At 62.9% G+C, this 6151-nt stretch carries 4 protein-coding genes; 3 read left to right on the top strand and 1 reads right to left on the bottom strand.

The window, feature by feature from the left end:
• The coding region (locus VN887_05520) for a YncE family protein (protein ID HXT39463.1) at positions 1-372 on the bottom strand (372 nt) is incomplete at its 3' end.
• 95 nt (positions 373-467) lie between these two features.
• Here VN887_05520 and VN887_05515 point away from each other — a divergent pair.
• From VN887_05515 to VN887_05505, 3 genes are all read left to right on the top strand, one after another.
• The gene (locus tag VN887_05515; protein ID HXT39462.1) at positions 468-1967 is read left to right on the top strand and encodes a TolC family protein; all 1500 of its coding nucleotides are present in this window, start codon (positions 468-470) and stop codon (positions 1965-1967) included.
• A gap of 5 nt (positions 1968-1972) precedes the next feature.
• Positions 1973-3058, top strand: a complete 1086-nt coding sequence (locus tag VN887_05510) for a hypothetical protein (protein HXT39461.1) — start codon at positions 1973-1975, stop codon at positions 3056-3058.
• Positions 3059-3062: 4 nt separating this feature from the next.
• On the top strand, positions 3063-6151 hold a 3089-nt coding region (locus tag VN887_05505), incomplete at its 3' end, for an efflux RND transporter permease subunit (GenBank protein ID HXT39460.1).

Here is a 6151-nt window from a genome sequence, read left to right as displayed (position 1 = left end):
TCCGGTGTCCACCTTCGAAAGCGTCTGCAACGTTTTCAGATCAATGACGCTCGCCTTGTTTTCCCGGCCATTGCTCGAGAATCCCTTGTGAAGGTCGGGCGCAGGCGCAAGGCCGTGGACGCCCGGAGTGTCGGCGATTTCGCCGGCGACGACTTCCTTGTCGAGGTCAATGACGACAACCTTCGTCCCGTGGCTCACATAGAGGCGGCGTCCGGCCTCGTCCACGGACGAATAATCCCACCCGCCATCGCCGCCGACCGGGATTTCTTTCAGGAAATGATAGGGTCCGGCCGCGCCACGAACGATCACACACGCGTTAATCAATAGACCGGCCGCAAGGACACCGATAAAACAACGAGATATTGTTTGCATAGGAAGGAGAGAATTTGCTTTTCAACGTCTTTTGAGAGAATAACCATCCGCTTGTTCCTTGGCAACAAAATGCGCGGGCACGCCGGAGTGTTCCGGTGTTCGACAGCAACCTGCGATCCCACGAATGGAGCCGCGACGCTGGGCAGGCGCAGTTCACCTTGAAATACTGGATTCCAATCGTTTCGCTGACGTTATCGTGCGCGGGCTGCGTCCGATTCGAGTCCAAGCCGATTGCCCCGGAGGAGACCGCTGCGAGGCTCGAGGCGCGCCGGCTCGACGACGCCGGTCTGAAAACATTTCTTGAAACCGGTCTCGGCCACGAACTCGATGCGTGGCCGGTCAAAACGTGGGATTTGCAAATGCTCACACTCGCGGCGTTCTACTTCAATCCGGCTCTCGACGTCGCGCGGGCGCAATGGAGCGCCGCGGAAGCGGGCACACGCACCGCGGGCGGGCGGCCGAATCCAACGCTGGGGCTGACCCCGGGATACGACTTCAGCGCCGCGAACGGATTGTCGCCCTGGATTCCCTTCTTCAATCTCGATGTGCCGGTCGAAACGTCCGGCAAGCGCGGCAAACGGGTGGCGAAGGCCCGGCACCTGTCCGAATCCGCCCGGTTGAACATTGCAACCGTCGCCTGGCAGGTGCGAAGCGGCGTGCGCGCGAACCTGCTTGAACTCACGGCCGCCAACGCCCGTGCCGCGTTGTTGGAAAAACAACTCAGCGTCCAGGAGCAAATCGTCAAACGGCTCGAACAACGCCTCGCCGCCGGAGCCATTGCTCAACCGGAACTGACCGGCGCGAGAATCGCCATGAGCAAAACCCTGATCGATCTGGGCGACGCGAAATCAAAACGAGCCGAAGCGCGCGCGCGGCTCGCGCAATGCATCGGCCTGAGGGCAAGAGCGATTGACGGTGTCAAATTCGCGTTTGATTTTAGCGAGCACCCGGCTGATGGGCTGACCTCGGAAGATGCCCGCGGCGTCGCGTTGCGGGGCCGTTCGGATGTCCTTGGCGCCCTCGCCGACTATGCGGCAGCCGAGGCCGAGCTCCGGCTGCAGGTGGCGAAGCAATTCCCCGATGTTCACCTCAATCCCGGGTACCAATTCGACCAGGGGGACAACAAATGGACGCTTGGCATCTCGTTCGAATTGCCGGTGTTGAACCAAAACCAGGGACCGATTGCAGAAGCAAGGGCGCAACGCGAAGTCGCCGCCGCCCGCTTCGCCGAATTGCAGTCGAGAGTCATCGGCGAGATCGACCGCGCGATCGCGGCCCGGCGCACCGCGCGGGAACAGCTGGCGGCCGGCGACCGGCTGCTCGCCGCCGAACAACGGCAACAACAATCCGTCGAAGCGCAGTTGAAGGCGGGCGCGGTTGACTCGCTGGATACGCTGACCGCACAACTGGAGCTGGGCATGGCGGCCGTCGCGCAGCTCGACGGACAAGTGAAGTGGCAGCAGTCGCTCGGCGCACTGGAGGACGCGTTGCAGCGTCCGATTGAGTCCGTCGCCGGGTCGGCTTCGGACTCGGCCCTGACGAACATCGTTGAACAGGCGCCGGACCGGTCGGGACTCAACAAACAAACCCAATGACGTCCATGCAGAAGGCAGAACTCAACTCCGGTCGGCCGTTTCCAGCGCGCCGCCAGAACCAAAGCCGCTGCTTCAGGAATCCTCTGCAGTTTCTGAAGGCGAACCTCGCCACTTCCTTGACGGCGGCCCTGCTTGTCGCGCTGTCCGCGGCGTGTTCAAAGTCCGGGGGCGAAAAGGAAGCCGGGACGCCGGGCGCTGAACAATCGCAGGTCAGACGCGGCACAAACGGTGAAACCATCGTCATCCTCGACGCCGGGACTCAGAAGCGCGCGGGTTTGCAAACCGCCGTCCCGTCGGCGGCGCAATGGCAGCCGGAAGCAAAGGGTTTCGGCCGCGTGCTCGATCCCGCGCCGCTGGCCGCCCTGATGGCCGATCTGGTTACGGCCCACGTGGCCATGGAAACGTCGCAGCGGGAATTCGACCGTCTGCGGACCCTGGCTGAACAGAACAACGCGTCCGCGCGCGCGCTGCAAACCGCCGAAGCCGCGGCCAGGCGCGACCAGTTGCTGGTGGAGTCACTCCGGACGAAACTCGCCCTGGGCTGGGGCAAAGCGGCCCTGAACCGCGACGATCCTCCGGCGTTCGTCAAATCGCTGGTGAACGGCGACAGCTCACTGGTCCGAATCGACCTTCCGGCGGGGGAGAGTTTGAGATCTGCGCCGATTTCCGCCCGGCTCGTCCTGCTCAACGACCCCGAGCGTCCTGTCACAGCCGGATTCTTCGATGCGGCGACGAGCGTTGACCCGCAGACGCAGGGCCAGGGATTTCTTTTCCTGATCAAGGGCGCGCCGCCGGGCTTGCCACCCGGGTCGTCCCTCACGGGTTACCTGCAGGTGGCCGGCGACAAATTGAGCGGCGTCGTGGTGCCACGTTCCGCGGTGGTTCGCCACGAGGGCAAGGGGTGGGTCTATCTGCAGACGGGCGAAGACGCGTTTGTCCGTCATGAGATTGAACTGGACCGCCCCACGGAAGCCGGGTGGTTTGTTCCCAAGGGCGTCACGGCCGGGGACCGCATCGTGGTCAGTGGCGCGCAGGCGGTTTTTTCGGTGGAACTCAACGGCAGCGGTTACATGAGCGGAGCCAGGGACTAAGGCGATGCTGAAACGAATCGTTGATCTTTCCCTGCGCAACCGTGGAATCGTCGTGGCGCTGGCGTGCGTCCTGATCGGATACGGTCTGTTCGTCGCCAGCAATGCGAAGCTGGATGTTTTTCCCGAGTTTGTGCAGCCGCAGGTCACCGTGCAGGCGGAAGCGCCAGGGCTGGCGCCGGAGCAGGTGGAGTCGTTGGTGACGCGCCCCATCGAAAGCGTCCTGAACGGCGCCGGCAATCTTCAATCCATCCGTTCCGAATCCATTCAGGGACTTTCAGTGGTCACGGCCGTGTTCAAGGAAGGGACGGACATTTACATCGCGCGCCAGTTGCTGACGGAGAATCTGGCGCAACTGTCGGGTCAACTGCCCGCCGGAGTAAAGGCTCCCACCATGTCGCCGCTCACGTCGTCCACGATGGACCTGCTCAAGTTCGGTCTGATCTCGAAAAAAATGTCGCCGATGCAGCTGCGGACGTTTGCCGACTGGGTGGTCAAGCCCAGATTGCTTTCGGTGCAGGGTGTGGCGGGCGTGAAAGTTTTCGGCGGCGAGGTGCGGCAGATCCAGATCCAGGTGAAGTCGGACCGGCTGGCGGCTTTCGGCCTTTCGCTGGAGGACGTGCTCGCCGCGGCGCGCGCATCCACCGGCGTGCGGGGCGCCGGCTTCATCGAAACCGCGCCGCAACGGGTCGTGCTGCAAACCGAAGGGCAGTCGCTCACGCCGCAGCAGATTGGCCAGGTCGTGGTCGCGCAACACGAGGGCCAAAGCGTCCGGCTAAAAGACGTGGCGGACGTCCTCGAAGCGCCGCAACCGCCGTTCGGCAGCGCGCTGATCATGGGCAGGCCGGGAATCCTGATGACGACGGCCAGCCAGTACCTCGCCAACACCATGGACGTGACCAAAGAGGTCGAGAAGGCGTTGGAGGATCTGAAACCCGTCTTCCAGAGCGAGGGCATCGAATACGTGCCCGGCCTGCATCGCCCGGCGACGTTCATTGAGAACGCGATTCACAACATGAAATCGTCGTTGCTGCTCGGCGCGGCGCTGGTCGCGGTGGTATTATTCCTGTTCCTGTTCGACCTGCGAACAGCGTTTATTTCATTCACGGCAATTCCTCTCTCGCTCCTCGCGGCGGTCATCGTGCTGGACCATGCCGGCGTCACGCTCAACACGATGACCCTTGGCGGCCTCGCAGCGGTCATCGGTGTCGTCGTGGACGACGCCATCATCACCGTGGAAAACATCCTGCGGCGGATGCGGGAAAACCTCGGGCGCGCGACGCCGCGTCCATTGTTTCAGGTGGTCTTGGACGCCGCGCTGGAAGTGCGCAGCGCCGTGGTTTACGCCACGTTCGTCGTGGCGCTGGTCTTTCTGCCGGTGCTGACGATGAGCGGGTTGCAGGGCCGTTTCTTTGGTCCGCTTGGCATCGCTTTCATTCTCGCCAACCTGGCGTCTCTGGTGGTGGCACTCACGGTCACGCCGGGGCTGTGCCTTCTGGTACTCTCGCGGATCAAGCCGCACACAGAGCCGGGGTACATCGCCGCATTGAAGGCGCTTCACCGACGCGCGCTCGAACGCGTCAGCCGCGCGCCGCGGACGGTCCTCGGAGCGGCGCTGGCCCTGTTCATTGCTGCGACGGCGACGCTGCCGTTTCTCGGCGGCGCCTTCATGCCGGATTTCCGCGAAGGCCATTTCGTGGTGCAGATTTCGACGGCGCCGGGAACTTCACTGGTGGAAATGTTGCGACTCGGCGGGCGTATCTCCGAGGAACTCCTGAAGAATCCGGGCATCCAGACCGTCGAACAGCAGGCTGGCCGCGCCGAAATGGGCGAGGACACCTGGGGGCCGCATCGGAGTGAATTTCACGTCGAGTTGAAGCACGACTCCAATCTGGACGAAGCGAAGGTGCAGGACGAGATCCGCGAGACGCTCGCCAAATTTCCGGGCATCCAGTTCGAGGTGCTGACATTTCTCGGCGATCGCATCGGTGAAACGATTTCCGGGGAGACGGCGAGCGTGGTTGTGAACATCTTCGGCGACGACCTCGACGTGCTTGACCAGAAGGCGAATGAAGTCTCGTCCGTGCTGTCGTCCGTTCCCGGTGCAGCGGACGTGCAGGTGAAAGCGCCGCCCGGAGCGCCGCGGCTCGCCATCCGGCTCCGCGCGGATCGCGTGACCCAATTCGGTTTCCGTCCGGTGGACCTGCTCGCCGCCGTCGAGACGGCGTACCAGGGCACGGTCGTCGCGCAAACTTACGAAGGCAACAGGGTCTTTGACGTGCTGGTGATCCTGTCCCCCGCCGAACGAAGGGACCCGGAAACGGTCGGCTCGTTGATGCTGGCAAATGCGCAGGGAGTCCGGCTGCCCCTGCGGGAACTCGCGGACGTTTACCTGACCACGGGCCGCTACTCGATCCTCCATGACGGCGCGCGGCGTCGGCAAACCGTTACCTGCAACCCGAGCGGGCGTGACGTCGCGTCTTTCGTGGCGGATGCCCGAAAACAGATCGCGGCGAAGGTGGAACTGCCCGCGGGCGTTTATCTCGAATTCACCGGAGCCGCGCAGGAACAGGCGAACGCCCGGCAGGAATTGCTGATTCACTCACTGATTGCGGGCGTGGGAATTGTGATTCTGCTGGCTGTTGTTTTCCGGCAGGGAAGAAACCTCCTGTTGGTGCTGGCGAACGTGCCGTTCGCGCTGGTCGGCGGAGTTTTTGCAGTTGTGCTGTTTTCCAACGAAGACTGGTCGGGAACTTTTTCGACGCTCGCAAGATTTGGTGTTCATCTGCGCGAATTGCTGTCTCATCCGTTACGTTTCTCGGCGCATCCGATTGCGTCGTTAGGCAATCTTTGGAGCGTGTTGTCCGCGATGAACCTGGGGATGCTGTCGCTCGGCACCATGGTCGGATTCGTGACGCTGTTTGGCATCACGATGCGGAATTCGATCATGATGGTGTCACATTTCGAACATCTGGTGCGTGAGGAGGGCATGACGTGGGGACTCGAAGCCGCGTTGCGCGGGGCCACCGAGCGGCTCGTGCCGATCCTGATGACGGCGCTCGTCACGGCGCTGGGTTTGTTGCCCCTGGCCATCGG

Origin of the sequence: Candidatus Angelobacter sp., assembly GCA_035607015.1 — a bacterium.
Lineage (GTDB): Bacteria > Verrucomicrobiota > Verrucomicrobiia > Limisphaerales > AV2 > AV2.
This window is presented reverse-complemented; position numbering and strand designations above follow the sequence as displayed.

What these genes read in the sequence shown, in the direction of transcription:
- VN887_05510 (HXT39461.1), top strand. Translation starts at nt 1,973, where the DNA reads ATGCAGAAGGCAGAACTCAACTCCGGTCGGCCGTTTCCAGCGCGCCGC.